23 protein-coding genes are annotated in these 26,442 nt (G+C 70.1%); 5 read left to right on the top strand and 18 right to left on the bottom strand.

What is annotated here, in order from left to right:
* Positions 1-15: 15 nt before the first annotated feature.
* The 5 genes from tmk to RIC11_RS10555 form a co-directional block, all read right to left on the bottom strand.
* Positions 16-627, bottom strand: coding sequence for a dTMP kinase (tmk, locus tag RIC11_RS10575; protein WP_350211020.1), 612 nt, complete (start codon positions 625-627; stop codon positions 16-18).
* Positions 628-749: 122 nt separating this feature from the next.
* Positions 750-1,724 carry a helix-turn-helix transcriptional regulator gene (locus tag RIC11_RS10570; protein ID WP_350211019.1) on the bottom strand — a complete coding sequence of 325 codons (975 nt, stop codon included), beginning with the start codon at positions 1,722-1,724 and terminating at the stop codon, positions 750-752.
* The gene (locus tag RIC11_RS10565; RefSeq protein WP_350211017.1) at positions 1,657-4,062 is read right to left on the bottom strand and encodes a TolC family protein; all 2,406 of its coding nucleotides are present in this window, start codon (positions 4,060-4,062) and stop codon (positions 1,657-1,659) included. Before RIC11_RS10565 ends, RIC11_RS10570 begins: the two co-directional genes overlap by 68 nt.
* A 322-nt stretch (positions 4,063-4,384) precedes the next feature.
* Entirely contained in the window at positions 4,385-6,262 is a 1,878-nt protein-coding gene (locus tag RIC11_RS10560) for a hypothetical protein (RefSeq protein WP_350211015.1), read from the bottom strand.
* A 139-nt stretch (positions 6,263-6,401) separates the two neighbouring features.
* Positions 6,402-8,045 carry a hypothetical protein gene (locus tag RIC11_RS10555; RefSeq protein ID WP_350211013.1) on the bottom strand — a complete coding sequence of 548 codons (1,644 nt, stop codon included), beginning with the start codon at positions 8,043-8,045 and terminating at the stop codon, positions 6,402-6,404.
* Positions 8,046-8,163: 118 nt separating this feature from the next.
* Here RIC11_RS10555 and RIC11_RS10550 point away from each other — a divergent pair, with 118 nt between their 5' ends.
* Both RIC11_RS10550 and RIC11_RS10545 read left to right on the top strand, forming a co-directional pair.
* Positions 8,164-8,592, top strand: coding sequence for a thiol-disulfide oxidoreductase DCC family protein (locus RIC11_RS10550; RefSeq protein WP_350211011.1), 429 nt, complete (start codon positions 8,164-8,166; stop codon positions 8,590-8,592).
* Positions 8,593-8,834: 242 nt separating this feature from the next.
* Positions 8,835-9,404 (top strand): type 1 glutamine amidotransferase domain-containing protein, encoded by a 570-nt coding sequence (locus tag RIC11_RS10545; RefSeq protein WP_350211009.1) that lies wholly within the window; start codon positions 8,835-8,837, stop codon positions 9,402-9,404.
* Positions 9,405-9,501: 97 nt separating this feature from the next.
* Here RIC11_RS10545 and panB read toward each other — a convergent pair whose 3' ends face one another.
* The 3 genes from panB to RIC11_RS10530 form a co-directional block, all read right to left on the bottom strand.
* Entirely contained in the window at positions 9,502-10,296 is a 795-nt protein-coding gene (gene panB / locus RIC11_RS10540) for a 3-methyl-2-oxobutanoate hydroxymethyltransferase (RefSeq protein ID WP_350211007.1), read from the bottom strand.
* Positions 10,297-10,531: 235 nt separating this feature from the next.
* Positions 10,532-11,350, bottom strand: a complete 819-nt coding sequence (locus RIC11_RS10535) for a class I SAM-dependent methyltransferase (RefSeq protein WP_350211005.1) — start codon at positions 11,348-11,350, stop codon at positions 10,532-10,534.
* 20 nt (positions 11,351-11,370) lie between these two features.
* Positions 11,371-12,066 (bottom strand): DOMON domain-containing protein, encoded by a 696-nt coding sequence (locus tag RIC11_RS10530; RefSeq protein ID WP_350211004.1) that lies wholly within the window; start codon positions 12,064-12,066, stop codon positions 11,371-11,373.
* Between the two features lie 339 nt (positions 12,067-12,405).
* On the opposite strand from RIC11_RS10530, the gene thrS reads away from it, so the two are divergent.
* On the top strand, positions 12,406-14,586 hold the full coding sequence (thrS, locus tag RIC11_RS10525) for a threonine--tRNA ligase (protein WP_350211003.1): 2,181 nt from the start codon (positions 12,406-12,408) through the stop codon (positions 14,584-14,586).
* A gap of 419 nt (positions 14,587-15,005) precedes the next feature.
* On the opposite strand, the gene RIC11_RS10520 is transcribed toward thrS, so the two are convergent.
* The 8 genes from RIC11_RS10520 to RIC11_RS10485 all read right to left on the bottom strand — a co-directional run bounded on the left by RIC11_RS10520 (position 15,006) and on the right by RIC11_RS10485 (position 19,126).
* Complete coding sequence (locus RIC11_RS10520; protein ID WP_350211001.1) at positions 15,006-15,335, bottom strand: hypothetical protein; 330 nt, start codon at positions 15,333-15,335, stop codon at positions 15,006-15,008.
* An 82-nt stretch (positions 15,336-15,417) separates the two neighbouring features.
* Positions 15,418-15,615 carry a hypothetical protein gene (locus tag RIC11_RS10515; protein ID WP_350210999.1) on the bottom strand — a complete coding sequence of 66 codons (198 nt, stop codon included), beginning with the start codon at positions 15,613-15,615 and terminating at the stop codon, positions 15,418-15,420.
* Between the two features lie 67 nt (positions 15,616-15,682).
* Positions 15,683-16,510 (bottom strand): hypothetical protein, encoded by an 828-nt coding sequence (locus RIC11_RS10510; RefSeq protein WP_350210997.1) that lies wholly within the window; start codon positions 16,508-16,510, stop codon positions 15,683-15,685.
* A 32-nt stretch (positions 16,511-16,542) separates the two neighbouring features.
* Complete coding sequence (locus RIC11_RS10505; protein ID WP_350210996.1) at positions 16,543-17,382, bottom strand: ThuA domain-containing protein; 840 nt, start codon at positions 17,380-17,382, stop codon at positions 16,543-16,545.
* 62 nt (positions 17,383-17,444) lie between these two features.
* Complete coding sequence (locus RIC11_RS10500; protein ID WP_350210994.1) at positions 17,445-17,918, bottom strand: DUF6428 family protein; 474 nt, start codon at positions 17,916-17,918, stop codon at positions 17,445-17,447.
* 138 nt (positions 17,919-18,056) lie between these two features.
* Positions 18,057-18,275 (bottom strand): zinc-ribbon domain-containing protein, encoded by a 219-nt coding sequence (locus RIC11_RS10495; RefSeq protein ID WP_350210992.1) that lies wholly within the window; start codon positions 18,273-18,275, stop codon positions 18,057-18,059.
* 177 nt (positions 18,276-18,452) lie between these two features.
* Complete coding sequence (locus RIC11_RS10490; protein WP_350210990.1) at positions 18,453-18,854, bottom strand: type II toxin-antitoxin system VapC family toxin; 402 nt, start codon at positions 18,852-18,854, stop codon at positions 18,453-18,455.
* On the bottom strand, positions 18,851-19,126 hold the full coding sequence (locus RIC11_RS10485) for an antitoxin family protein (protein ID WP_350210989.1): 276 nt from the start codon (positions 19,124-19,126) through the stop codon (positions 18,851-18,853). Before RIC11_RS10485 ends, RIC11_RS10490 begins: the two co-directional genes overlap by 4 nt.
* A 245-nt stretch (positions 19,127-19,371) precedes the next feature.
* On the opposite strand from RIC11_RS10485, the gene RIC11_RS10480 reads away from it, so the two are divergent.
* Both RIC11_RS10480 and RIC11_RS10475 read left to right on the top strand, forming a co-directional pair.
* Positions 19,372-19,680: a hypothetical protein gene (locus RIC11_RS10480; protein ID WP_350210987.1), complete on the top strand. Its 309-nt coding sequence runs from the start codon at positions 19,372-19,374 to the stop codon at positions 19,678-19,680.
* A 217-nt stretch (positions 19,681-19,897) separates the two neighbouring features.
* Positions 19,898-21,778, top strand: coding sequence for a Hint domain-containing protein (locus RIC11_RS10475; RefSeq protein ID WP_350210985.1), 1,881 nt, complete (start codon positions 19,898-19,900; stop codon positions 21,776-21,778).
* Positions 21,779-21,788: 10 nt separating this feature from the next.
* On the opposite strand, the gene ppk1 is transcribed toward RIC11_RS10475, so the two are convergent.
* Positions 21,789-24,014 carry a polyphosphate kinase 1 gene (gene ppk1, locus RIC11_RS10470; protein ID WP_350210983.1) on the bottom strand — a complete coding sequence of 742 codons (2,226 nt, stop codon included), beginning with the start codon at positions 24,012-24,014 and terminating at the stop codon, positions 21,789-21,791.
* 210 nt (positions 24,015-24,224) lie between these two features.
* Positions 24,225-26,237, bottom strand: a complete 2,013-nt coding sequence (ftsH, locus tag RIC11_RS10465) for an ATP-dependent zinc metalloprotease FtsH (protein WP_350210982.1) — start codon at positions 26,235-26,237, stop codon at positions 24,225-24,227.
* Positions 26,238-26,442 lie beyond the last annotated feature (205 nt).

Here is a 26,442-nt window from a genome sequence, read left to right as displayed (position 1 = left end):
TGGAGCGTCGTCGGCTTACCCCAAGCGGACCGCGGCCACCTCGGCGAGGATCGCCCGGTGGACCGCATCGATCGGCTGCGACGCGTCGATCACGGCCACCCGCTGCGGGTCGCGCCGGGCTTCTTCCAAGAACCCCTCACGCAGCCGCTGGCGGTAGGCCTCTCCGCGGCTCTCCATCCGGTCGGGCGCGGGCCCGACGCGGGCGGCGGCCGTGTGCGGGTCGACGTCGAGCAGCAGCACCTTGTCGGGCGACACGCCGTCGGTCGCCAAGCGGCCCACCGCAGCGATCGCGTCGCGGTCGATCCCGCCGGCGTGGCCCTGGTAGACCAGGTTGGCCAGCAGGAACCGATCGGACACCACCACGGCGCCCCCCTCGAGCGCCGGCCGGATGACCTCGTCGACCATCTGCGCCCTCGCGGCCATGTACATCAGCATCTCGGCGCGGGGGCCGATGGGCCGATCGGGGCCGCTGTGCAGCAGCAACTCGCGGAGCGCTTCGCCCAGGGGCGTGCTGCCCGGGTCGCGGCACGTGACCACGCGCTGCCCCTGCCGCTTGTAGTGATCGAGCAACAGCCGCAACTGCGTGCTCTTTCCGCCACCGTCGACGCCGTCGATCGACAGGAACATGGGTTGGCGAGGGACGGGGGACGAGGGACGGGGGACGGGGGGTGCGCGGGCGACGGGGCTTAGCGTGACTGTTCGCCCCCCGCCGCTCAAGCCTCAAGCCTCAAGCCTCGCGCCTCAAGCCTCTAGGCCTCCGGATACCGCTCGGCTGCCGCGCGGAGGCGGCGGCCGACCATGCGGCGCAGCCGCGCCGGCTTCACGACCTCGACTTGGTCCCCATACCCCAGCACCCACCACACGATCTCACGCAGGCCAGAGACCGTCACGTGGTAGTCGAGCCAGCCGTCCTCGGCGAATTGGCAACGCTGCGTCGGGTGCCACAGGACCTCGGCCACGTTGCCGCCGAGGAACGGGGCGAAGCGCAGGTGCACGTGCTCGTCGGGCCCGTCCTCGGGGATCATCCGCCACGCGTTGCCGAGGTGGCGCTCGAGGCTGAACGACTTGGGGCGCTCGAACGAGCGGTCGAGCGCTTCGATGTCGAGCACGCGGCCGATGTTGAACGTGCGGACTTGGTCGTGGCGGGTCGAGTGGCCGATCACGTACCAGCTGCGCTCGCGGTGCAAGACCGAGTACGGCTCCAGCTCGGTCTGGATGACCTGGAACTCGGTGCGGCAGTCGTACCGCAGCCGGACCGCCTGCCGGTCGACGCTGGCGGTCAGCAGCGTGTGGTGCGTGTCGTGGTGATCGCCCAGCGGGTTGCGCGGCCCGGGGTCGATGTGGATCGCCTCGGAGGCGGCTTGCAATCGCTTCTGCATCGCCGCGGGCAAGCCGGCCTCGATCTTCTCCGCCGCGCGCACCGCGGGCGCGAGGATCGCCTCGCCGGGCGAACGGCCCAGCCGGTCGGCCATCAGCACCACCGCGAGCGCTTCGTCGATCGTCAGGTTCGTCGGCGGCAAGAAGTGCTCGCCGTCGATGTGGTACCGCTTCGTCGAGCGGTTGTAAGCGACCGGCACGCCGGCCGCCTTGAGCGAGTCGATGTCGCGGAACACGGTCCGCTTGCTGAGGCCGCCCGCGCGGGCGAGGCCCTCGGCGCTATCTCCCTGACCCGACTGCAGCCGCTGCAGCAGGTCGATCAGCCGCGTGATCCGCTTGACGTTCATAAAAGGCGTTCACGGCGCGGTTGGGTGGCGCGCCGCCCGCGGCGGGCCGGGCTTCGCTGTGGCTGGCCAGCGCGATCGCCGCGGGCTGCGTGGGGGCGTCGTCGGTTGTTTCGTAGCCGGTCGGCAGCTGGCGGTCCGCCGCCGTCGCGGCGCCCGGCGCGCCGAACAGCCGCGCCAGCGGCGCGCCGCCGCCGGCGCCGGCCGAGCTCAGCGGGGTCTCTTCGGGCAGCGGCGGCAGGGTCTCCGGCTCGGCGGGCGTGGGGGTGAGGACCTCGACACCCTCGGCAGGCGCGGCGTCTTGCCAGCCGCCGTGGGTCGCGCCTTGTCGCTGGGCGTGCGGCCCGCGGCTGATCACGCCCGGCCTTGTGAAACCGTAATCGAGCTGCAGGCTCGCGTCACGCTGTCGGGCGCGCCGTGTTGCGTCGAACGACGCCTTGCCGGGCCACGGCCCCTCGGCCAAGTAGACGCCGTTGTACTCGAGCAGCGAGCCCTTGCGCCAATGGATGTCGACCAGCGCGAGGTTGTAGTCCACCAGGCTGCGGTAGTAGGCGGATTCGGCCTCCGAGCGGCGGCGCTGGGCGTCGAGGAGCGTGTCGAGCGTCGCTTTGTTGGCGTCGTACAGGGCCTGCGTCGCCTCGACCTCTTCGACCGACGCCGAGCGGCGGTTGAAGTTGGTCTCCGACAAGCCGTATTGCAGGTCGAGGTCGCGGACCGAGTCGCTCAGTTGGTGCGAGACCTCTAGCTCCAGGTCTTGCAGCAACGCCCGCTCGCGGGCCAACGAGAGCTGGTGGTGGCGGACCGACGAGAGCTGCTGGCGGAAGCCGATCGGCAGGCTGAAGCGGAGGCCCATTTCCCAGCCCTGGTAGTCGCCGTCGGTCAGCACGTTGAACGCGCCGGCCCCATCGCCGAACGGGCTGGCGACCGGCATCGGCGGCTGGCCGACCAGGATGTTCTGCGGGTCGTTGCCGAACAACTGGTCGCCGGCGCCGAGCCAACGGTACGTGCCGAACGCGTCCAGCCGCGGCAGCAGGTGGTTGCGGGCGGCGATCAGCTCCAGCTCGCGCTGCTTGATCGTCCACTTCTGCTTGCGGACCTCCACCCGGCGGACCAAAGCCTCGCCGTGGATCGCGTGCCAGTCGAAGTTGACGCGCGCCGTGGTCGGCTCGTCGGCGGGCCGGATCAGCCGGCCGTCGGTGTGCGTGAGGCCCATGATGTAGCGCAGGCGGTTCTCCGCCGTGAACAGCGCCGAGATGCCTTGCTCGACCTGCGCCTCGAACTCGTAGTACCGCGTGCGCGCCTGGGCCTCTTGGCCCGCCGAGCCGCCGGTGAAGCCTTGCCGCCGCTTGGCGGCGACCGACTTCCAGGTCTGGAGGGCCGAGTCGCGGCCGATCTTGCGGGACTCCAGGTCGCGGTAGGCGAAGTAGAGCGACCAATAGGCTTGCTCCGCGTCGCGCATCACGTTGCGGACGGCGCCCTCGAAGTCGGCCAGCGTGAGGTCGGTGCGGATCCGGGCGATCATCACGCCGTCGAAGTTGTTGAAGCCGTTCTGCGCGTACTGGTCGAACGCGAACGGGCCGGCGATCCGGTTGTATTGGGCCCCGGCGCCTTGCAACAACGGGCGGCTGAAGAACGCCTCGAAGTTGGTCTCCCACTGGCTGAACGCCGGGGCGCCTTGGGCGATGAGGTTGGTGTTGCCGTCGTACAGCGTGTTGTTGCGGAAGCCCCACTGGCCGCCGCCCGCGTCGGTCTTCGACAGGCCGGTCGAGAAGTTGGCGCCTTCCTGGGCGAAGTTCAGCGCCTGGAACTGGGCGGCGACGCCGCCGATGTTCTGGGGCCGCTCGTTGCGTTGCCAGCTGACGGACGCGTCCCACTGCGCGTCGAACGCCGAGAGGGCCGCCTCGACGCCGGTGCCGTTGAACGCCGACCCGAACGACGTGCCGGTCGACGTTTCGGTGAGGGCCGGGTCGAAGGTGGTCGCCACCGCGACGTTGTTGATCAGGTTCCGGGAGATGGTCTCCGGGCCGGTCTCTTGGACCACGCCGCCGACCTGCCGCATGACCTGGCTGTTGGTCAGCGTGATCCGCGTGACCTCCTCGAGCGACACGTCCCAGAACTCGTAGTCGCTGAGGTTCTTGAGCGTCAGCGGCGCCATCGCGCCGGTCACCTCGTCCAGCGGCTGGCTCTCGACGTCCGGGTACTCGATCTGGGTCGCCACGTTCACATAGTGGCTGAGGTCGCCGTCTTCCATGAAGTAGAACGGCTGCGTCGGGGCGCACCCCGTGACGGCCATCACGGCGGCCAATGCGATCGAGAGGGCGTCTCTACAGGTCCGAGGCATAGCGGGCGTTTCCGGGCGTGAGGAAGCGACCGGCTGGCCGGAGCGTGCGGCCGCCCCCGCTCGGGGACGCTCGACACGCCGGGTTTGCCGCTCGCTGACATCTCGGCGACTCGCTCGCTAGCAAGCCGCCCGCCCCCCCGGGCCGCCCCCAGCGGCGGGCGGCGGCCACGCCCCCAAAGCGCGACCGCCTACCCCGAGCCGGAGCATTCAGCACAACCGATATCGTCCGCCCAACCCGCAGGGTTTAACAAAAAGGTGGGAAGCGGCTGGCGGGGAGAGAGAAGCGGTTGCGGCCGCCCGCAATGGCGGCCCTCGGCGGGCGTTAGAGCGCCCTCCAGCCCGCGGATAGCCAACCTTCGCCCACGCGGAAGTCGACCATCGAGAGCCAGTCGATGGGCCCTTGCCGGCGCGTCAGGTCGATCGGGTCGATGTCGATCGTGTCGGGCAAGCGGGGCGGATCGTTTATCGCGTCGGACAGGTTGTTGCGGAGGCCCACGTCGCGGCTCGCCAAGCGGCCGCCCCGGTCGGGGTCGAAGTCGGTGGGCAAGACATCGATGCGGCCCTGCCGCTGCAGGCGCCAGTGGCCGTCGACCAGCTCGGGCCGGTAGGTCACGATCAGGTCCCAGCCTTCGTAGACCTTGTCTTCGACGCGGATCTCCTCGGCGTGCACCAGCGCGGTGAGCTCGCCCTGGTTGAACTCGACGCTGACCGGCCGGCGGTCCCGCAGGCGGATCGACCACGGCTGAAACCGCCGCCCCTGGGCGGGGGCCTCGGCCTTCAGGTCGAGCCACGGCGGCGCGACGATGTCCAGCCGCGGCGGCTCGTCGACCGACTCGCGGCGGATCGTCACGCCCGCCAGGTACGCGTCGAGGAAATTGTTGACGGCCGTTTGGTGCAGCCGCACCGATAGCGGCGCCGGCACGCCCGGCGGCGGCGGGCCCCAGGCGGCGAGCTGACCCTCGTCGGCCAGCACCGCGTCGACGAACAAGGCCTCGCGGGTCGTCGATTGCGTGAGGCGGCGCGGCGTCGCTCGGCGCCGGCGGAGCGGCCTTGTGACGCGGTCGTCGTACCGGCGCCGGGCCTCGACGATCTCGTCGGTCAGCCGGCGGTCGAGGCCGGCCGCCACGCGGTCCTCGGCGTGCTCGCCGGCGATCGCGTCGGCCAGCGGCTTTTGCTCGGCCACCCGCCGCGAGCCGATCTTCGACACCAAGCGGCTGCCAAGCCCCCCGCCGACTTTCGACACGCTCTGGGTCCGCGTGCGGGTGGTCGCCTCGGCGGTGGCGGGCAACAACCGGAACGACTCGTCCGACAGCTCAACGACCTTCGTCGCGTAGAACGTGGTGTTCCCGACGCTGCGGATCTGTGCCGGGCCGTTCACGCCGACCGTCTGAGAACGGGTCGAGCCAACCAGGCTGAACGCCAACCGCGCGCGGCCGGCCGACTCGATCGGCGACGCGCCCAGCCGCGCCGACGTCGCGCCCGTGCCGCGGATGCTCGTGCCGAGGATGCAGTCGGTCAGCGGGGCGCAGTCGGTCACGGGCCGTGACACGAAGCGGTCCAGCAGCGGCGCTTGCACCTCGACGATCAGGTTGCTCGCCCCGAAGCGCCGCTGGGCCGCGTCGAGCAGCGGCCCGCCCCGCCCGGCCGGCGCCAGGTCGGCCAGCACGTCGAGGCGCCGCTCGGCCTGGAAACTCCCCCGCGCGGCGGCGAGCCGCTCGGGGTCGGCGAGCATCTCGGCTAAGCCCGACGCGGCCGCTTCGTAAGATTGCTGCTGCCGGTCGGCCGGCGCCATCGCGAACGGCGCAAGCCCCAGGAAGCGGTCGATCGCTCGGTAAGCCGCCCCCAGCTCGGGCCGTTCGAGCCCCTCCGCGCCGCTAGACAGCTGGCGCAGCGTCTGCTCGGCGGCGGCGAAATCAGGCCGGCCCTCTGGGTCGAGCAGCTGCGTGGCCCCGTCCCACCGCAAGTAATCCAGCCACGCGGACCCCGGCCCCACCAGCCGCTCCACAGCCATCAGCCGCTCGCCGAGCTGCCGACGCATCTCCCTGAGGTGCTCATCGCCCAGCGGCTCGAACTGCTCGACGCTCTGCTCGGCCAGTTGCGAAAGGTCGGCTTCGTCGGGGGCCTGGCCCGAGGCCGTGGCGCTGGCGACCAACAGAGCAACCGCCAACGACGGCGCCGCGAATCGGCGAAGAGACAACATCCTGTCCACCTGTAGGAGCGAGTCAAAGGAGGACTTGCACTCTACGCCCCCCGTCCGGCGGGCGTCTACCACGCAAAAGGTGGACCGTGTGCCGCGCAGGCCGTGCGGGATTTGACCCGGTGCGTGCTGCGAGCGTCCGCTAGAGCCGCTCGCGGAGGCCGCGGAAGTACTCCTCGGCGTGCTCTTGTCGCGACTTGGGCAGGCGCTCGCTGACGAGCGGGTCGGCGGGCTCGACGGTGTCGGCCGACAGGCCGGTCTTGATCGACTCGGCCACCTCGCCCTTGATGCTCGGCCCCTCGACCAAACCGCCGAACGTGCTCGCGCCGCGGCCGACGTTCTGCTTCACCTGCGAGTCGCGGAAGTTGACGTCGTTCTCTTCGCTAGGCCGCGCGCCCTCGCCGCGCCCCTCGCCCATGCCCTGCCCGGGCTTGCCCTGTTGGTTCGGCGGCGCGGGTCCCATCATCTGCGCGAGCTGTTGGGCCTCCATGCCCATGGCTTGCTTGGCCATCTGGATGTCGGTCATCGCCGCGTCGAGCATCTCCATCTCTTGGGCTTGCTTCTGCAACTGCTGCATCTGCTGCGCGAGCTGCTGCATGGCCTGGGCCGCTTGTTGGCCGTCGCCCTGCTTCATGCACTGTTGGCACTCCCCCATCTTCTGCGCGAGCTGCTCCAGCGCCTGCATCTGCGGCGCCTTCTGTGCGAGCTGGTCGAGTTTCTGCTGGAGCTTTCCGGCTTGCTGCAGGTCGCCCTTGCGCTGGGCGTCGGCGAGCTGCCGCTCGAGTTCTTTCTTCTGCGCGGCCTGCTGCTGGGCCGCTTGCTGCAGCTTCTCCTTCATCTTGCCGAGCTGGTCGGCGAGCTGCTCCTGCTCCTCCGGCGAGAGCTTGCCGCTGGCGATCTTCTCGCTGAGCTTGCTGATCTCGTCGAGCGCCTTTTTCCAGTCGCCCTGCTTCATCGCGTCGGCGGCCTTGTCCGCGGGGCCCTTGCCGAGGTCCTTCATCCGGTTGAGCTGGTCGCGGAGCTCGTCGCCGCCGCCGAGCTTCTGCTTCCGCTCGGCGAGCTGTTGCGTGAGGTCGTTCAGCTTGACGGCCGTTTCGGTCTTGTCCTTGGTGTCCTTCTTGGCGATCTCGCCTGTGCCCTCCTCGACCTTCTTCAAGAGCGCGCTCGCGTCGGCGAGGCCCTCCTCCTCGGCCTTCTTGCGCCGCTCCGCGAGCTTCTTGCGCGACTCCTCGGCCACCTTCTTGATCTGCTCGGCCACCGCCTGCTTGGCGTCGGGCGTGTCGGCCGTGGCGCTGGCGGTCCGGTTGCTCACCAGGGCCGCCAGCAGCACCGCGACCACCGCCGGCGCGACGGGCAGCCACGCGGTGCGGTTGAGCCCGAAGCGGAACTGCTCGCTGACCTCGACACGGTCGATCGCCCGCCGCGCGTCGCGCGCCAGAGCCGCGCCGGCCTCGGTCGAGAAGTCTTCCTCGGTCAGCGACAGGGTGCTGGCAACCCTTTCGCGGAGACCGAACCGCTTGTCGATCTCCACGGCCGCGTCGAGCGGGCTACGATTGTCGAGGGCCGTCCACACGGTCGCGGCTGCCAGGCCGATCACCGCCGCGCCAACTAGCCACCAAACGGACCAAGCAGCCGGCAGCCCCGCGACCGCCACCAGCTTCGGCACGGCGATCGCCACCAGCGCCGCGCCGAACGCGACCGCCAGGCAGACCGCCAACCGGCCCGCCCATTGCCGGAGGATCAACCGCCGCCGCGCCGCGTCGATGCGTTGCCGGATCTCGTCCACTGGTCAGCCTCCGATAATGCAGTTGGGCGGAACCCGCGGGCCCAGCGGTCTTCCGGTGGTCTAGTATACGCGTCCGCACCGCTTGCGGGTTAGAAGGGACCGACCCCCGCCAACCGCCATGCCCGAGAAACCGCTGCCAACCCCCGAGGACCGCCCCCAGGCGGACGTCGTGCTGTACGACGGCCGCTGCCGGTTCTGCCGTGCGCGGGTCGAGCAGCTCCGCTGGTTCGACTCGGGCGGCCGGCTGGCCTACCTGTCGCTGCACGACCCGCGCGTAGCCGAGGACCACCCCGGCGCGCCCGCGGAGCGGCTGCTGGAGGAGATGTGCGTCGTCGACCAGCAGGGCAGCTATCACTGGGGCGCGGAGGCCGTGCGCTACTTGAGCCGCCGGCTGCCGCGGCTGTGGTGGCTCGCCCCGCTGATGCACTTTCCCGGAGCGATGTGGCTGGCCAAGCCGGCCTACGCGTGGGTGGCCCGCCATCGGTATCTCATCGCCGGCCGCACCGACGACTGCGAAGACGGCGCATGCTCGCTGCACAGCCGGTAAAGAACGCCGCGATCGCTCGCTCAGGGCAATTAGCCCCCCGTCAATGACGGGGGGCTAACGACGACGATCAATCCCCGGAAATCAGCGGGGATTAACAGCATCAGCACGCAAGTCGGCGCCCGATTTGCACTCATTTCTCGTTCATCGCGTCCTCGCCCCCCGTGGCGCCCAGCGCCGGAGAACAGGGCGAACAGGACGCCGTCCACCGTACCGTCACCCTTCAACGGAAGGAGTTTCACCGCATGAGCAGCCCCACACCGATCAAGAACAAGCGTGTCGCCTTCCTCGCGGCCAAGGGCTTCGAACAAATCGAGTTGGTCCAGCCCTGGCAGGCGGTCGAGGCCGCCGGCGGCGCGCCGCACCTGGTGTCGCTCGAGAGCGGCAAGATCACCGGCGCGCACCACGACAAGCAGGGCGACGAGTTCACCGTCGACAAGACCGTCGACGAGGTCACGCCCGACGACTACGACGCGCTCGTGCTGCCCGGCGGCGTGTTCAACCCGGACGCGTTGCGGCAGAACGAGAAGGCGGTCCGCTTCGTCCGCGGGTTCTTCGAGCAGCACAAGCCGGTCGCCGCGATCTGCCACGGCCCGTGGATGCTGGCCGAGGCCGGCGTGGTCGATGGTCGGAAGGTGACTTCCTACCCGAGCATCAAGACCGACCTGATCAACGCCGGCGCGAACTGGGTCGACGAGGAGTGCGTCTGCGACGAGGGCCTCGTCACCAGCCGCCGGCCCAGCGACTTGCCCGCGTTCTGCGACAAGCTGGTCGAAGAGATCGCCGAGGGCAAACACGCGGCGCAGGTCGCCTGAGGCGCTCGGGCCGTTCATCCCTGCAAACCGCATCGAGCCGCGAGCGCCCGGCGCTTGCGGCTCTTCTTCTGCGCCGCGCCCGCGTCGCGTCGGTGGATCACCCGCCGGGCGGGAACTCGCCACGGCGCACGTCGGCCGCGAACGCGCCGACCGCGCGGCGGACCTCGTCGCCGAGGGCCGCGTACTGGCGGGCGAACTTCGGCACGTAGCCGGTGGTGAGGCCGAGCATGTCGTTCACGACCAGCACCTGCCCGTCGCAGTGCGGCCCGGCGCCGATTCCGATCGTCGGGACGGCCACCGCTTCGGTGATAGCGCGGCCCACGTCCGGCGGCACGCACTCCACGACGATCGCGTAGGCCCCCGCCTGGGCCGCCGACACCGCGTCGGCCACCAGGCGCTCCTGGTCGCGCTGGACCTTGTAGCCGCCCAGCTGGTGCACGCTCTGGGGGCGCAGGCCCACGTGCCCCATCACGGGGATGCCGGCCGTGACCAGCGCGTCGATCGAATCGGCCTGGGCCACGCCCCCTTCGAGCTTGACCGACTGGCAGCGCGTTTCTTTGAGCACGCGCGCGGCCGCGGCGATCACGCCGGCCGGGTCGCGGTGGTTGATCGGGAAGGGCAGGTCGACCACGGTCAACGCGTGCTCGACCGCGCGGCCGACCATCTCTGCGTGGTAGATGATCTCGTCGAGCGTGACGCCGAGCGTCGACGTGCGCCCCTGGACCACCATGCCCAGGCTGTCGCCGACGAGGATCGCGTCGACCCCGCCCCCCTCCTCCCGCCCGGCTTGGTCCACAAGCCGCGCAGTCGGGTAGTCGTAGGCCGTCAGCACGGCGAGCTTGTCGCGCGACCCCTTCCGGGCGGCGAACTGCGGAGCGGTCATCTGTGGCATACGCCTAGTCTCGCATCGACCAGGCGAAGATTCTATCGGCGGGCTGTGAACCACGACGGACACGAAGAGCACGACGGCCGCCCTTGGAAGGCTCTCCGGGACCGCTCGGCGAGCACTTGCCACAGAAGTCTTGTCGTTTGCAGATTCGGTCTGCCCGCCACCCGATGCGAGCAGCAACGGCTGGAGCGTGTTGGTCCCGGTGTTTGGCCGTCGTGTCCGTCGTGCCCGTCGTGGTTCACCCCTCCCGGCGGCACACGACCAGCCAGCCGGTGGCGCGGAGCGAGGGGAGCAGCCACGGGCGCGGCAGCGCGTGGCGGCGGGCGGGGTCGATCGCGGCGCCGAGGGGGACCCACCTGGCGACGCGGAAGTTCGCCCAGCGGAGGTCGGCGCGGAGCTCGCGCGCGCGGTACGCGTGCACGAAGAAGTTCGGCACGCCCCGGTAGGGGAACGTGCGGTCGCCGGTCTCGTAGCCGCCGCGGCCCACTGCGCCGCGGGCCAGGCTCCGGAGGGCCCAGCCCGGCCCGCCCGGGTCGCGGAGGTTGTTCCAGAAGTTGTGCGCGTGCAGCACCAGCCGCCCGCCGGGCTTCAAGATCCGCCGCATGTGCCCCAGCGCCGCGCGGCGGTTCTCGCTGCCGCGGATCATGCCGAGCGTGCTGAACAGGCACATCGCATGGTCGGCCGCCTGATCGGGCACGAGGTCGGCGGTGAGCTCAACGAGGTTCGCTTCGACGCAGTCGATCGGCAGGCCCTCGGCCTGGGCCTTGCGGCGGACCACGTCGAGCATCGCCGGCGACAAGTCGATGGCCAACCCGCGCCACCCCTGCCGGACCAGCGGCACGAGCGCCCTGCCGCTGCCGCACCCGAGGTCGGCGACCACGCCCGCGCGGTCCGGCGGCGCGGGTCCGAAGGCCGCGCGGAGCACGCCGGCCTCGAACCCGAACAGCGGGTTGTCGCCGTGGTACGCGTCGTAGCGCTCGGCGATCTGGCCCGAGCGCGTATAGTCCCACACGCCACGCGGCACGCCGGCAGGCAGTCGCCATTCGGGGAGGGACATTCGCTGTTTCGGCCGCGCGGTTACTCCACCAGCTCCATCGTCGCCCAGCAGCTCGGGTCTTCGTCGAACGGCATCGACGGGCCGCTAGAGAACGTCTGCAGGCCGAACTCTCGGTCGACCACCGCGTAGTTGAACCCCAGCCGGTCGTGCTGCGACGGGTCGTAGCCGGTCATCGCCACCGCGGGGATGAACGCGGCCAGGCGGTAGCCCCCGTCGAGCGGCTTGGCGGCGACTTGCAGCTCGCGCGGACGCACCGGGCGGGCGTTCTCGCGGGCGCGGTTGATCAGCATCTGGTCGGCGAGCGCCTGATCCTCGCCCCGGTCGGCGCCGGGCGGCACGAAGATGAAGCGGTTGCAGAACTTGGTCGCGCGGTGCACGTTGTGCGTGGCGCGGGTGTCGACCCAGATGTGCAGCCCGTCCGACTCGTCCAGCCGCGACTCGCGGCGCCAGACCGGCTGCTGCTTGCCGGTCACTTCGACCCACAGCGCCAGGCCCTCCTCGCCCCACGCCAGGCGCACGTCGGCGAACCTCCGCTCGGACGAGGGGGTCTCCCTGTCCAGCGCGGCCAGGTCGGGCAGGCGGTGCTCCTCGCCGAGGGTGAGCCCGTCCTTCGCCTTGGGCGACCAGAGCGGCGTCTTCTTCCGCACCGGCACGGCGAACTGGAACAAGAACCGCGGCGGCAGCAGCGTGTTGATCTGGGCGGGGAGGTTCGACATCGACTTCAGTAGGTTGAGATTGCAGTGCGCAAGTCTAACCGACGACATAAAACCGCCAAGTCGCCAAGAGCGCCAAGGCCGCCAAGGACTTGGCTTTAGCCGCACGCGCTAGCGTCGGGCGATCGGACCACGGGCCGCCACGCTTCGATCGCCCGCGGCTAGCGCCGTCGGCTCAGAGCAAAAGCCTTGGCGGCCTTGGCGCTCTTGGCGACTTGGCGGTTCCCCTTGTCGAGCCGCCGTCCCGCTGAGGGGCGTAAGGCGTTATGATCGCCGGGCGATGCGCCCCTCTCGTAGCGGGGCGCCGAAACCCGACTGCGAAACCAGGAAGCGCGACGCGTCATGCTCACGGTCACCCTGCCCGACGGAAGCACCAAGCCGTTCGAATCCGCTGTCACCTGCCGCGAAGTGGCCGAGGCGATCGGCCCCGGCCTGGCGAAGGCGGCCATCGCCGCGGAGGTCGACGGCAAGCCCCGCGACCTGGCCTACCGCCTGCCCGCCGAGGGGGAAGCGAGCGTGCGCTTCTTCACCAAGCGCGACCCGGAGGCCCTCGGCATCATGCGGCACTCGTGCGCGCACGTGATGGCCCAGGCCGTGATGCGGCTGTTCGACGGCGTGCAGCTCGCCTTCGGCCCGACGACCGCTAGCGGCTTCTACTACGACATGGTCACGCCGCGGCCGATCTCCGAGGAGGACTTCCCGAAGATCGAAGCGGAGATGAAGAAGATCGTCAAAGAGGACCTCGAGTTCGAGCGGCTCGAGAAGCCGCGCGACGAGTCGCTCGCGCTCTGCGAGGAGCTCGGCCAGCGGTTCAAGGTGGAGCACGTGCAGACCGGCCTGGGCGACGAGGGCGAGCTGTCGTTCTACCGCCAGGGCGAGTTCGTCGACCTCTGCCGCGGCGTGCACATCCCCAGCACGGCCCACATCGGCAAGGCGTTCAAGCTCCTCAGCGTGGCCGGCGCGTACTGGAAGGGCGACGCCTCGCGCGACCAGCTGCAGCGGCTCTACGCCACCGCGTTCTTCGACAAGAAGGAACTGGCCGATCACCTCGCGCAGATCGAGGAGGCCAAGAAGCGCGACCACCGCGTGCTCGGCAAGCAGCTCGAGCTGTTCACGATCGACCAGAAGGCCGGCAGCGGCATGATCCTCTGGCTCCCCAAGGGGGCCGTCGTGCGCCAGACGCTCGAGGCGATGATCCGCGATGAGTTGAAAGAACGCGGCTACGAGACGGTCTACACGCCGCACGTGGGCCGCGTCGAGCTGTACGAGACCTCCGGGCACTTCCCCTACTATCGCGAAAGCCAGTTCCCCGTGCTCTGCGAGCACAGCGCGGGGCAGCTCGTCGACACGCTGGTCGACCGCCTCAGGGCGGGCGACATCACCGAGGCCGAGGAGCAAAAGCTCTTCGAGGCCGCGCAACTGTTGGGCTGCGACGCGGACCTCACCTCCGCGGAGACCCCCGCCGAGCGCGCCGCCGCGCTCGACCGCTGGGCCCACCAGCACGAGCGGTACCTGCTCAAGCCGATGAACTGCCCGCACCACGTGATGATCTACAAGGCGAAGCCGCGCAGCTACCGCGACCTGCCGGTCCGCCTGGCGGAGTTCGGCACGGTCTACCGGTACGAGCAGTCGGGCGAGCTCTCCGGCATGACCCGCGTGCGCGGCTTCACCCAGGACGACGCGCACCTGTTCTGCACGCCCGAGCAAGTGCCCGCCGAGTTCCGCGGCTGCCTAGAGATGACGCAGAAGGTGCTCCAGTCGCTCGGCATGCGGGACTACCGCGTGCGTCTGGGCTTCCGCGACCCGGACAGCACGAAGTACGTGGGCGGCGAGGAGCTGTGGGACCAGGCGGAGGCCCAGCTGCGAGAGGTCTGCGAGAGCATGGACCTGCCGGACCTGTCGATCGAGCCGGGCGAGGCCGCGTTCTACGGGCCGAAGGCCGACTTTGTCGTGACCGACTGTATCGGCCGCGAGTGGCAGCTGGGGACCGTGCAGCTCGACTACAACCTGCCCAGCGAGGCCCGCTTCGCGCTGGAGTACGTCGGCGCCGACAACAAGCCGCACCGCCCCGTGATGATCCACCGCGCGCCGCTGGGGTCGCTCGAGCGCTTCGTCGGCGTGCTGATCGAGCACTTCGCCGGCGCGTTCCCACTCTGGCTCGCCCCCGTTCAAGCGAGGGTGCTCACGGTGAGCGAGAAGTCCGAAGAGTACGGCCGCGAGGTCGAGGCCAAGCTCCGCGAAGCGGGCCTGCGCGTCGAGGGCGACTACCGCGGCAGCAAGCTCGGAGCGAAGATCCGCGAGGGCCAGCTCGAGCTGATCCCGTACCTGGTCGTCGTCGGAGAAGCGGACCGCGACGCCGGCACGGTCGCCCTCCGAGACCGCCTCGAAGGGGACCTCGGCGCGTGCACCGTGGCCGAAGCGATCGAGCGGCTCACCACCGAAGTCGCCGAGAAGCGCGTCCGCCAAGTGGCGGAAGGAACGAGCGTCGACCTCAGCGGCAAGGCGGCGGGGAACGAGTATTGATGGATCGCGGTCGGCTAGATAACGCAGTTGCGACCGGGCGTTATGCCGGTTGGCTCGGCGCCAAGTGGGTGGCTCTTGTCCTGGTAGCAATCGGTTGCGTTCTATGGTTCCTATTTTGGTGCATCGCCAACTATGTAGCTTTCGAAGAGTCGACTAACCTTGTAAACGCTCTGTCAATTGCCGACATGAGTTTCTCAGACGTCGCTACCGGCGTTTGGGTCTCCGCGCTATGGATCACAGCGGCTTCTGCACTCAGCTGGACGATTTGCGCGGCAATCGGGTTCGTCTGCGGTCTTAGCTCCGGCGAAAATTCCGACAGGGGCGACGTCGCGTAGCCTTGGCCGCGACCCGGGCGGCCCGGATTCTCGAGCCCGGAGCGTCGACGGCAACAACTCCGCTTTACCTCTGCAGGTCGCTCGTCAGACAGGCCTATTCGACTCGCCGCCACGCGCCGACTGACGCTGGGCTAGCTTCGCCCGCAGGTCGCTCCAGAAGGCCGCGTCGACCGTGCCCGCCGCGCCGCTCGCGTAGCCTGCGTCGATCATCGCGTCCCGGTCGTCGCGGCTCTTGCCGACCAACGAACACGCGGGCGGGGCGCCGTGACCCCCGGCGTCAAGTGGCTCGATCTCTGACTTGTCTACGGCGACAAACACGCGGCCGGTCTCGTGATCGACGATCTCCGCCACCCCGTCCCCGGCGTCGATCAATGTCCGCAGCAGTGGGACGAAAGACTCGTTTTCGGCGTGCATACAGGCCCTCGGTTCGTGTTGTTGACTCTTCTCTATCGTACCACAGCAGCCGCGCGAATTTCCGCATCGCCCTAGCCCGCCCTCACCGCCGCTGCTCCTCGCGCAGGTTCCCCTGCGCGTCGTACCGCACCGAGGCCATGTACAGGATCACCGGCACGAGCACGGGCGGGAAGAAGTAGTAAAGCCACATGCCGGTGAAGTAGCCCATCGCGATCGCCATCGCGGCGACCGCGCCGAACAGCCACCAGGTCTCGCCGAGGAATTTCTTCAGCCCCTTCATCTCATCACCGCCTGCGGTGTCCGTAAGACTCAGGCCCTGATTCTATCGCAGAGCCTCGCGCGGCGCCCTACCGCGGCAGCGGCTCGGCGGCGGCGAAGCGCTCGCCGTCGATCCACACGTCGACCGGCCGCGGCAGCCGCGGGTCGTCGCGGTTGCGGCCGAGCCCCTCCTTCGCCCAGGGCGCCCACAGCTCCCACGGCGGGAAGAACAGGTAACCCCCCTGCGGCTCGCCGACCGCCGTGTAGCGGTTCTGCACCACGCACGCGGCCGTGGCCGCGCACAGCAGGCCGGCTTGCTCTTCGTGGTGCGTGTTGCTGCCGATCTCGCGCCAGAGGGCCGCGTCGTCCCAGCCGATCGCGCGTCGCAGTCGCTTGTCGCCGCGGCGTTCCCGCCAGGCTCGGAGCAGCCAATCGAAACGGCCGCCGCGGCGGTGCTTCGGCTGCTCGTCGAAATCGGCTTCGGGCAGCATGAGCCCGAGCAACGCGTTCGGGAACGCCTCGACCAGGTGGCGGCCTTGTTGCACGCGCGGGTAGGGCGTCGCGCAGGGCGAGCCGCTGGTTAGTTCCCCGAACTGCTCGGCCGTGTCGCACCCGCCGCGGCGCAGGGCGGCGCCGATGCCGTGGCGCGTTTCGCCGACGCTCGCGCGGCCGATGAACGGCTTCCAGCAGAAGACCTTCTCTACCGGCCGCACGCCGAAGTGCAGCGAGCCGCGGGGCAGCACCGGCCCGTCGATCGCGACCACGTCGACCCGCTCGACCGGCCCGATCACCGCCGCGCGGCTGAGCTTGTCTGCACAAGCGTGGCCCACGGCGAAACGCCCCTCGCCGCTCAGGCAGACCCCGCTCGTCGGGCGGTGCAACACGAGCCCGACATCGATCCCTAGCACGATTGGCATACAGGACAGTCCGCGCGAGGCCCCACGCTGAGCTAGGGCGAGAGAGCCGGCTGCCGCTCGGCGGCTTCGAGCTCGAGCAGCTCACGGTTGACCTCCACGTCGGCGCCGCCGGCCGGCACGTCGGCTTGGGCGGCCCACAGCACGCCGTTCACGATTGCCTTGCGGAAAGGCTCGCGCGTGAAGTTTTCCCAGAAGTGGCCCAGCGTCGTGGCGAAAGTGCGGCCGCCGCCGGGGCGTTGGTAGGTCCAGGCGACGGTGAGCGGGCCGCTCTCCGTGTCGACCGACCACAGCGGCGCCGCGTCGGCCGCGACCTCTGGGTTGAAATACCACTCGTCGCGGATCGATTCGAGCCGCACGCCGCGCAGGATCGGGTGGTCGGGCTGCAGCGTGCGCACGCGCGACTGCCCGATCGCGACCTGCCCGCTGTTGGACAGCCACACGCCCCCTTGGTAGCGCGTCATGACGCCGCCGAGCGCGTCGTAGCCCTCGGGCGGCACGCCGACGGACCAGTGGATCGTCACCAGCCCGCCGCCGCTATCGAGCAACCGTCGGGCCTCGCCCGAGCGAGGCCCGACGAACATTTCTTCGGCGAACGGCGCGCGGTAGAGCACGACCGCGGCGAAGGCGTCGAGCGGCTCGTCGGGCCAGCCGTCGGACACGGTCGCCTCGACGCCCTCGACGCGGTTCAGGCAAGCGGCCAGCAACCGGCAGGTCGCCATGTACTCGTGCGACCGCGGCGGGTGATCGGGCTCTTTGCCGATCAAGAGGATCCGCTTCGCCGGGGGCTGGGCGTCGGAGGCGCTGGCCGTGGCGAGCAGGAAGCCGGCCGCTGCGGTGAATGCGAGGCAGGTTAAGAGTCGCTTCGAGACCATCGATCGGCGCTCCTGACGTTCTGGTGAGAGGAGAAAACAGCCAGCGGCGTCGACCCATCGGGTCAGCAACAACCCGGCCCGCTGCAGCAGCCGCCGTCGGTGACCTCTAGCTGCGGCAGCCCCGGCGCAATGCCGCACGCGTCCTCGGCCAGGCAGGCGGTCTGTTTCGGCCGCAACCGGACGACGAGCGTCGGACCGTCGCGCTGGACCGATTCGACCGTGTCAACCGACACGCTCCGCTCTTGGTGCTCGACTTCGACTGCCGCGTCGCCGGGCAAGTCGAGCTTGTCGACTAGCGCGAGGATCTTCGACAGCTTGTTCGACGTGAGCCGGTGGTCGGTGTCGCCGGCCACGAGCGTCTGCAAGACACAGCGGACCTCGGTCCGGCGCACCCCGCCGCAGTCGACGAAGTCCTTCTCGACGCGGCCCACCTCGGTCACGTGGAAGTGGTCGGCCAGGGCGCCGGCTGAGTGCTCGAAGCGGAGCGAGCAGTTGTCGCCGGCAGCTATGGCGTCGCGGAAGTCGGCGAGGTTCATTGGAGTCTCTCGAAAGGGGCGTTGAGCGGGGTCGTCCCCCGAGTCTCACGCAAAGCGACCGACGCGCGTAGCCCGCCTGGCGCGACAGGAAGCCGCAACCGCGAAATCGACCTAGCACCACCGGCAAACGATCCGCCGCTATCCTCGGACCACCTCCGACCCGAACCCGCTCCCACAGTTCGTGCACACGTAGCGCCCCGTGCCGCTGCTCCCCAGCGGCAGCACGGGGATAAAGAACAACGTGAACCGCCGCGCGTGTCGCAGCTCGGCGTAGGTCTGCTGCGACTGGCACACCGGGCATTGGAACCGCCCTTGCGGCTTCGCTTTCTCTTTGGTGCTGACGCCGATAATGAGCATAGGGGCCTCGGGGACGGCGGGTACCGAGTCCTCTGCGGAGAGAGTCTCGGGCAAACCCGCAAACCCGCAAAGCCCGTGCCGTCATCCGGCGCCCCGCCTGACCGCACCGCGGCGAGCCACCCACGTCGGTCCGGGGCGGACGCCACAACCGGCTCCAATTCCAAAAAGCCGCCCCGCCTACGGCCGGACCTTCAAGAAGCCGAACTGGCGGAAATGGTCGTCCAGAGCAAGCGCCTCGCCGATGGCTAGCCGCTGCATGACCGCGTAGCTGGTGCAGTCGGTGAAGCTCCAGCGCTTGTCGGTGAACGACTTGAAGACGCGCCACGCCTCGGCGATGTCGGCGTCGGTGATCCTCAGCAGCGTTACCGTGTCTTCTTCGAGAAGCCTTTGCCCCACAGATACCGCTACGTCACGATGGCCGCGAGCGCTCAATAGCGTGAGCAACTCGTCGAGCACGTAGTCGGTGGTAAGGAGCCTTGCCGTTGCCGACGCCAACGCCGTCCGGCACAGCGCGTGGTCGCGGTCCTCGGGCAGCGACGCCGCGTACCACACGCCCGTGTCGACAAACAGAAGACTCATGCCGGGCCGTTGGGACCGCCGTACAGCACGTCGTCGGCATTGTTCGCGACCGACCACCCATCGTGGTTGCGCCGCTGCGGAAGAGCGTCGATTTCGTCGAACATCGCCCGGAGAGCCGCCTCCTGTCGAGCGATGCGGTCTTCGTCGCTTTCCGGCAGGGCGCCCGCGTCACGCGCCGGCAGCGGGATCTCGACCTCGGTCCGCTCCGGGAGCGACACCGGCGCGAGCGGCTTGAACACGCCGTCTTCGTAAATAGCGGGCACTCGGTCCATGCCCCGATTCTAGCCCGCGGGGCGGCCGGGTAGCAATTTCCGTGCGAGCCAGAGTGCGGCACACGGCACCGCATCGCGGGACTGCGACGCAACGGTCACCCCAAAGCGGCAGATCGGCCGTGCGAAGCGCCCCGCCGCAGACCCGCTCGCGACCCGAGCGGCCAAAATTGGCCGGCGTAGAGCCGGATCGGGTCGCGGACAATAGGGGCTGGCCCTGCCGCCCCTACTTGCCCCGGAGGTTCGTGATGCCCAGCCAACGAAAGTTCACCGCCCCGCGTCGCGAGCTGCTGCTCCGCCGCGTGCTGCTCGGCCAATCGATCACCGCAGCGGCCGAGGAACTCGGCTTCAGCCGGCAAGCGGTCTATCGGGCCGCGAAACAGGACCCCGCCTTCCGCAGCCGACTCGACACGGCCCGCCACACAGGCCACGAGTGGCGCGAGCGGCGGCGGCCCCGCGTCGAGGACCCTGTAGCGAGCCTGTTCGCGACGCTCCACCAGCAGTTGTCGGCGCGATGGTGTAACGGATCCGTAAGCCAAGACGCAGAAACGGCTTAAGGGCCAAACGGACGCGAACAAGCGTTACAACGACTCCGGAGGCGTGTCGCGTTTGTTTCGATTGGTCGTTCTCCCACACCGCGCAGCAACCCCAAACCACCAAAGCGCTTGCGCCGAGCGACCGGCGGGAATAGGCTCGCGGCGGCCCAGCGAAGCGTTACGCGCCGCCCGATCATGTCCGTCGCACGTGACGCCCCTGCCGAGAAGGAGTTCTGCCATGACCACCGCGATTCGCACGACCCCGCGCCTGCCGCTGCCGGCGTCGCTCGCCCTGACGCTCGCCCTGACGCTCGCCGCGGCGACCGCCGCCTTCGGCGCGGCGACCGAGACCTTGTCGACGCCCGACTCTTGCTTGGCGGCGGCCGTCGATGCGACGCTCCAGGAGTCGCCCGCCGCGGGCCGCGACGAGCTGCTGCGCAAGGGCCTCGAGCTCGACCCGGACCACGGCGCGCTCCGCGCCGAGCGGGGCGAGGTCCGCTTCGACGGCCGCTGGCTGCCGGTTTGGTACGCGCAGCACCTGGCGTCGGAAGACCCGCGGGTCGCCGAGTACCAGCAGCGGCTGGAGGACCTCGGCGACACGCCCCGCGAGCACGCGGGCCTGGCAGCCTGGTGCAAAGAGAACGGCCTCCGCGCCGAGGCCCGCGCGCACTGGCTGCGGGTGCTCGAGTCCGAGCCCAACCACCGCGCCGCGCTCGAGGGGCTCAATGCCGAATGGCGCGACGGCCGGCTCTGGGACCGCGCGCTGGCCGAAAAAGCGGAGGCCGAGGCCGAGAAGACCGAGGACGCCGCGAAGCACTGGGAGCGTCGGCTCGCCGACCTGGAGGCCGAGTATCGGATCGAACCGGAGCAGTGGGAGTCGCTCGCCGAGGACCTCGACGCGGCCGCGGCCGGGCCGATCGAGAACAGGGCCCTCGCCCTACGCGACGCGGACGACAGCCGCTTGGCCGAACGCCGGCGCCGGCTGCTCGCGGAGTTCCTCACCGCGACCCAGCGGCTCGATGACCCCGAGGTGACCGCTTCGCTGTGCCGCCTCGCGGTGATGGCGCCGTCGGCGGCCGTGCGCGACCAAGCCGGCGAAGCGCTCGTCGGTCGACCGGAAGAGGACAGCGTGCCGATGCTGCTCTCGGCCCTGATCGCGCCGATCGAGAGCGAGAGCCGGATCATCAGGGACCGCGAGGGGAACGTCGTTTACGAGCACCGGCTGCGGCGGCAAGCCGACGACCGCACCAACGAGCACCTCCGCCGACGCACCGCCGACGTGGTCATCAACCGCGTGCTCGGCGCGCCGGATGGCTTCCGAGTCGAAACCCGAGCCGACGCGGTCTACAAGGCGATGATCCAGGCGCGCTTCGAGGGATTGAAGACACAAATCGCTTACCAAAACGAAGCCGAGCAGACGAACGCTCAAGCCGTCGCGTACAACGCCGTCGCCAGTGGAGTCAACGGCCGTGTGGTAGAGCGGCTAACCCAGCTCACCGGCCGCAACCTGGGCGACGAGCCTCGGCTGTGGTGGGATTACTGGCGGGAGTACACAGGCTACGACAGCTACGAACGGCCCTTCGAGCAGACCTACGAGACGAGCTACTCGCAGGACTACGTGACCGCCGACCCGACCTACATCCGCTTGCCGCCCCCGCCGCCACCCACCGGGGGCTGCGAGTGCTTCGTCGCCGGCACGCCGGTCTGGACACGCACGGGCCAGCGGCCGATCGACGAGCTGGCGGCGGGCGACCTGGTCCTCGCTCGCGACCCGGACCGGGGCGACCTCACGTTCCGCGCGGTCCTCGCAACCACCGTGCGCGACCCGAGCCCGATGCTCGAGGTCGTCGCCGGCGGCGAGACCATCCGCTGCACCGTAGGCCACCCGTTCTGGGTCGTGGGCCAGGGGTGGCGGATGGCAAAGCAGTTCCGCGAGGGGGACCTCGTCAGCGCGGTCGACGGGCCCGTGCGCGTCGGGTCGGTCGAGCCGATGGCGCCGCGGCGGGCTTACAACCTGGTGGTCGAGGGGGCGGCCAACTATTACGTGGGCGAGTCGGGCTTGCTCGTGCACGACAACACGCCCCGCCGGCCGGCCGTGGGGCTGCTCACGCGGCGGTGAACGGGGTGCGTCAGGCGCTGCGGCTCTTGCGGCCGCGGCCCTTGCCGGCGGCGGCGCCGTTGTCGCCGGCGGCGGCGGGCGCCCCGTCGGCCTCGGGGTCGTCGGCGAACGAGAGGCCGCCACGCACGCGCGGCAGCGGCGAGCGGCCCTCGGCGAGCGCGAGCAGGTCGACCTGGCTCCGCCGGCGGGGCTCATCGGGCGCCAGGTCGGGGCGCACGTAGTCGCCGCTGGGCTGGAGCACCCGCGATCGGGAGTTGTCGCGGAGGTAGACCGGCACGATCTCGCGCACGATGCGTTGCCGCAGGTCGGGCTGCTCTACCGGGAACATGACCTCCACGCGGCGCTCGAAGTTCCGCGGCATCCAGTCGGCGCTGGAGAGCCATACCGTTTGCCGCGTGCCGACGCCGAACACCATGATCCGGCTGTGCTCGAGGAAGCGGTCGACGATGCTCCGCACGCGGATGTTCTCCGACACGCCCGGCAAGCCGGGCTTCAGGCAGCAGATGCCCCGCACGACCAGGTCGATCGGCACGCCGGCCGTGGACGCGTCGTACAGGGCCTCGATGGTCCGCTGGTCGACCAGCGAGTTCATCTTGGCGAACACCCAAGACTTCTTGCCGCGGCGGGCCCGCTCGGTCTGCTCGTTGATCAGCTCGATCGTCCGGTCGTGGAGGTCCTGCGGCGCGACGACCAGCTTCTTCCAGTTGTTGTGCTGCGCGTAGCCGGTGAGGAAGTTGAACAACGCGGAGACCTCGTCGGTGATCGCCGGGTCGGCGGTGAACAGGCCGAGGTCGGTGTACACGCGCGCGGTGCTGGGGTTGTAGTTGCCCGTGCCCAGGTGGGCGTAGCAGCGGACGCGATCCCCCTCCTGGCGGACCACCAGCGCGAGCTTGCAGTGGGTCTTCAGGTCCATGAAGCCGAACACCACGTGCACGCCGGCCCGCTCCAGGCGGCGGGCCCAAGAGATGTTGTTCTGCTCGTCGAAGCGGGCCTTGAGCTCCACCAGCGCGGTCACGTGCTTGCCGGCTTCGGCGGCCTCGATCAGCGAGTCGACGATCGGGCTGTCGCCGCTCGTGCGGTAGAGCGTCTGCTTGATCGCCAGCACGTCGGGGTCCCGCGCCGCGCGGGAGATGAAGCGGACGACCGGCCGGAACGAGTCGAACGGGTGGTGCAGCAGCAGGTCGCGCTCGCCGATCTCGGCGAACAGGTTCTTCTCTTCGCTCAGGTGCGGCGGCACGTGGGGCGTGAGCGGCGGGTGCAGCAGGTCGTCGCGGCCGACCAGGTCGACCAGCGACACCAACGCGGTCAGGTCGAGCGGCCCCGGCGCGCGGTAGACCTCGCTGTACGCGTCGGCCTCGCCGTCGGGGGCGACCCGCAGCTCCTCCTGCGCGACGACCATCTGCAGCAGCTCGTCGTCCAGGTCGGTGGAGGCCTCGACCCGCACCGCCTCGCTGCGTTGGCGTTGCCGCAGGCGCGACTCGATCGCGCGGAGCATGTCGTCGCCTTCCTCGTCGAGCAGGTCGTAGTCCATGTCCCGCGACACGCGGAACGACCCGCACGAGAGCACGCGGTACCCGCCGAACACCTCCGGCAAGCGGTTCGCGACGACCTCCTCCAGCAGCAAGAACTCGCTCTTCTGGCCCGGCTCGATCGGCACGAAGCGGTCGCGGTTCTGCGGCAGCTGCACCACGGCGAACATCAGCTCGGGGCCGATGCCCTTCTTCCGCTTGAGCTTCGCGGCCAGGTAGAGCCCCCGGTTGTGGAACCGCGGGCTGGGGTGGCTCGGGTCGATCGCCATCGGCGTGAGGACCGGCAGCACCCTGTCGCGGAAGTAGGAATCGACCGCCGACCGCTGCTCGGCCGACAGGTCGCTCTCGCTGACGATCCGCACCCCCTCGCCGGACAACGCGGGGCGGACCGAGTCGTTCCAGCACGCGTACTGCCGGGCGACCAGCTCGCGGGTGCGAACGCCGATCCGCAGCAACTGGGCCGACGCGCTGAGCCCGTCGGCCGGCGGGTCCTGCGGCGCCATCGCGCCGAACGCTTGCTCGCGGAGCCCCGCGACGCGGACCATGAAGAACTCGTCGAGGTTCGACGAGAAGATCGACAGGAACTTGACCCGCTCCAGCAGCGGGTTCGCGTCGTCTTCGGCCTCCTCCAGCACCCGCGCGTTGAACTCCAGCCAGCTCAACTCGCGGTTGAGGAAGTGCTCGGGCTGGTAAGGGGGTGGTTCCATCGAGCCGCGGAGAAGCGAGGCGATTCGGCTGGCGGCGCGGCGGCGGCGCCCGGGGGGGGCGAGCCCCGACCTGGAACTCTAGGCGATTTGTGGCGGCTTTTCAGCGCCCCCGCGGCCACACGCGGCCGGGCGGTGAGCGGGCCGCTGGGGCCGGGCCGGTTTTGCCGGCTGGGCCGGTCGGGCCGGCCACACGGCCACACGGCCGCCGGGTCAGTCGCGGCGGGAGTCTTCCCGGACGGCGGCGGGCGTCTTGTCGGGCGAGATGTACTCCGGCCGGGGAGGGCCCAGCGGGGAGTCCTCGGGCTCGACGGCCGGGCCGAGGATCTTGGCCAGCTCGTCGTCGCCGACCTCTTCCTTCTCGAGCAGCGTCATCGCGAGCTTCTCGAGCTTTCCGCGGTTCTCTCGCAGCGTGCGGTCGGCCAGCTCGGCCGCCTCGATCAGGGTCCGTGTGATCTCCTCGTCGATGATCTGGGCCGTGTGCTCGCTGTAGGGCTTGGTCTCTTGGACGATCTCCCGGCCGAGGAACGGGTCGTGGTGGTCGGAGTGGAACGCGACGGGCCCCAGCTTTTCGCTCATGCCCCAGTGGGCGACCATCCTCCGCGCCAGCGCGGTCGCTTGCTTCAGGTCGTTCTCGGCGCCGGCCGACAGCTCGCTGAAGACGAGGTCCTCCGCCGCGCGGCCGGCCATGGTCATGGCGAGCCGGGCGCGCATCTCGCTCTCGGACATGTTGTGGCGGTCCTCGGTCGGCACGTACTGCGTGACGCCCAGGGCCCGGCCGCGGGGGATGATGGTGACCTTGTGGACCTTCGAGCCGCTGGGGATCAGCCAGCCGAGGATCGCGTGGCCCGCCTCGTGGAAGGCGGTCACCTGCTTCTCTTTCTCGGTGAGGATGTCCTCGCGCGCGTCGCCCATGAGGAGCTTGTCGCGGGCGTACTCGAAGTCGTCTTGGCCGACGAGGATCTTGCCCTGGCGGGTCGCCCACAGGGCGGCCTCGTTGACCAGGTTCATGATGTCGGCGCCGGTCATGCCGACCGTCGCGCGGGCGAGCTTGCCGAAGTCGACCTCCTCGGAGACCGGCACGTGCCGGGTGTGGACCTCGAGCAGCTCTTCGCGGCCCTCGATCGTCGGCCGGTCGACCGTGATGTGGCGGTCGAAGCGGCCCGGGCGGAGCAGGGCCGGGTCGAGCACGTCGGGCCGGTTCGTGGCCGCGATGACGATGACGGTCTCGCTCGGCGTGAAGCCGTCCATCTCGCTGAGGATCTGGTTGAGGGTCTGCTCACGCTCGTCGTGCCCGCCGCCCAGGCCGGCGCCGCGTTGGCGGCCGACCGCGTCGATCTCGTCGATGAACAGGATCGCCGGCGCGGCCTTCTTGGCGTTCTTGAACATGTCGCGCACGCGGCTGGCGCCCACGCCCACGAAAAGCTGGATGAACTCCGAGCCGCTGATCGAGAAGAACGGCACGCCGGCCTCGCCGGCGATCGCCTTGGCGAGCAGCGTCTTGCCGGTGCCGGGGGGGCCGTTCAGCAGAACTCCCTTGGGCACGCGGGCGCCGAGTTTCTGGAACTTCTCGGGGTCCTTGAGGAACTCGACGATCTCTTGGAGGTCTTTCTTGACGCCCCTCAGGCCGGCCACGTCGTCGAAGGTCTTGCCCTTGCCTTCCTCGGCCTCGTAGAGCCTCGCGGGGCTGCGGGTCACGCCGCCGAGCATGCCGCCGCCGACCATCTGCTCGCGGGTCCGGCGGGCGAAGGTCCACAGCCACACGCCCATCCCGATCAGCAAGCCGAGCCACAGCACGGTCAGCAACGCGTCGAGGTTGAATTCTTGCTCGATGCGGAAGTTGGCGCCCTCGGCGACCAGCTTCTTCTTCAGGTCCGCGTCGAGCCCGTCGGGCGGCAGGGTCACCGTGAAGCGCTCGGGCAGCGGCTCGCGCGCGGCGGCCGGCGTCTGGCCGTCGACGGCCGGCGCGGGGGGCGGCTCGCGGAACTCGCCGTACAGCGTGCGGCCCCGCACCACGGCGGTCTCGATGTTGCCCTCCTCGACCTGCTTCCAGAAGAAAGAGTAGTCGAGCGACGGGAGCGTCGTGAACGACTGCACGATCACGAAGCCCAGGGCCATCATCAGCAGGCCGATCAGCCAGACCGATTGCGGCGTCCGGCGCTTGGCCGGAGGACGCTTGGCGGCGTTGGGCCCGCCGGCAGAGGGGCTAGGCTGCGGTTCGGGCATGGGGGTCCGGGGGGGCGAACGCTTTCTCGGGCGCCGCCAGGTGTGCTGGGGCGCCATTACGTGTTCGGACGCCGCTGGATCGTCCGGGGCCGCTCTGTTCGCCGGCCCCAGGGGCTCTGCCGGCGCCACGGGGTCGATCGGTGCGCCGAGAGCTGCGACGGGCTGCTCGGCTGCAAAGTCGGCGCCGCGTGGGTCTGCGCCATAA

This window comes from Botrimarina sp. (assembly GCF_040219535.1).
GTDB lineage: Bacteria > Planctomycetota > Planctomycetia > Pirellulales > Lacipirellulaceae > Botrimarina.
Note: the sequence above shows the minus strand (reverse complement) of the source record. Positions and strands in the feature narration are given on the sequence as shown.